Genomic DNA, 1,639 nt, shown 5'->3' on the forward strand with positions numbered 1-1,639 from the left:
GATTAGTTGATACCCCGTCCATCCGGTTCCGGATGGTCGAGGTTCCTTTGAAAAAGTCCACCCCTTCGGGGTGGCACACACAGCGAGGACGCTGTGGACAGCCGGCCTTATTCCGGTCTGGCTGTCCCGCTCAACGCGAGTGTCTCACCCGATTACGGGTAAACATTCACGGAGAGTTTGATCCTGGCTCAGGACGAACGCTGGCGGCGTGCCTAATACATGCAAGTCGAGCGAATCTGATAGGAGCTTGCTCCTTCTCAGATTAGCGGCGGACGGGTGAGTAACACGTGGGTAACCTGCCTGTAAGACTGGGATAACTCCGGGAAACCGGGGCTAATACCGGATAACTTTTTCCTTCGCATGAAGGAGAATTGAAAGGTGGCTCTAGCTACCACTTACAGATGGACCCGCGGCGCATTAGCTAGTTGGTGAGGTAACGGCTCACCAAGGCGACGATGCGTAGCCGACCTGAGAGGGTGATCGGCCACACTGGGACTGAGACACGGCCCAGACTCCTACGGGAGGCAGCAGTAGGGAATCTTCCGCAATGGACGAAAGTCTGACGGAGCAACGCCGCGTGAGTGATGAAGGTTTTCGGATCGTAAAACTCTGTTGTTAGGGAAGAACAAGTATCGTTCGAATAGGGCGGTACCTTGACGGTACCTAACCAGAAAGCCACGGCTAACTACGTGCCAGCAGCCGCGGTAATACGTAGGTGGCAAGCGTTGTCCGGAATTATTGGGCGTAAAGCGCGCGCAGGCGGTTTCTTAAGTCTGATGTGAAAGCCCACGGCTCAACCGTGGAGGGTCATTGGAAACTGGGAGACTTGAGTGCAGAAGAGAAGAGCGGAATTCCACGTGTAGCGGTGAAATGCGTAGAGATGTGGAGGAACACCAGTGGCGAAGGCGGCTCTTTGGTCTGTAACTGACGCTGAGGCGCGAAAGCGTGGGGAGCGAACAGGATTAGATACCCTGGTAGTCCACGCCGTAAACGATGAGTGCTAAGTGTTAGAGGGTTTCCGCCCTTTAGTGCTGCAGCTAACGCATTAAGCACTCCGCCTGGGGAGTACGGCCGCAAGGCTGAAACTCAAAGGAATTGACGGGGGCCCGCACAAGCGGTGGAGCATGTGGTTTAATTCGAAGCAACGCGAAGAACCTTACCAGGTCTTGACATCCTCTTGACCTCCCTAGAGATAGGGATTTCCCTTCGGGGACAAGAGTGACAGGTGGTGCATGGTTGTCGTCAGCTCGTGTCGTGAGATGTTGGGTTAAGTCCCGCAACGAGCGCAACCCTTGACCTTAGTTGCCAGCATTCAGTTGGGCACTCTAAGGTGACTGCCGGTGACAAACCGGAGGAAGGTGGGGATGACGTCAAATCATCATGCCCCTTATGACCTGGGCTACACACGTGCTACAATGGATGGTACAAAGGGTTGCTAGACCGCGAGGTTACGCCAATCCCATAAAACCATTCTCAGTTCGGATTGTAGGCTGCAACTCGCCTACATGAAGCCGGAATCGCTAGTAATCGCGGATCAGCATGCCGCGGTGAATACGTTCCCGGGCCTTGTACACACCGCCCGTCACACCACGAGAGTTTGTAACACCCGAAGTGCGGTGGTTGTCGGAGTTGGACGTGA

At 54.9% G+C, this 1,639-nt stretch carries 1 rRNA gene; it reads left to right on the plus strand.

Annotation, left to right across the window (positions count from 1 at the left end):
• Positions 1–165 precede the first annotated feature (165 nt).
• A 16S ribosomal RNA gene (locus ACFT2C_RS29080) occupies positions 166–1,639 on the plus strand; the annotation flags it as partial.

Origin of the sequence: Promicromonospora sp. NPDC057138, from assembly GCF_042670845.1 — a bacterium.
In the GTDB taxonomy this organism is placed as follows: domain Bacteria; phylum Actinomycetota; class Actinomycetes; order Actinomycetales; family Cellulomonadaceae; genus Promicromonospora.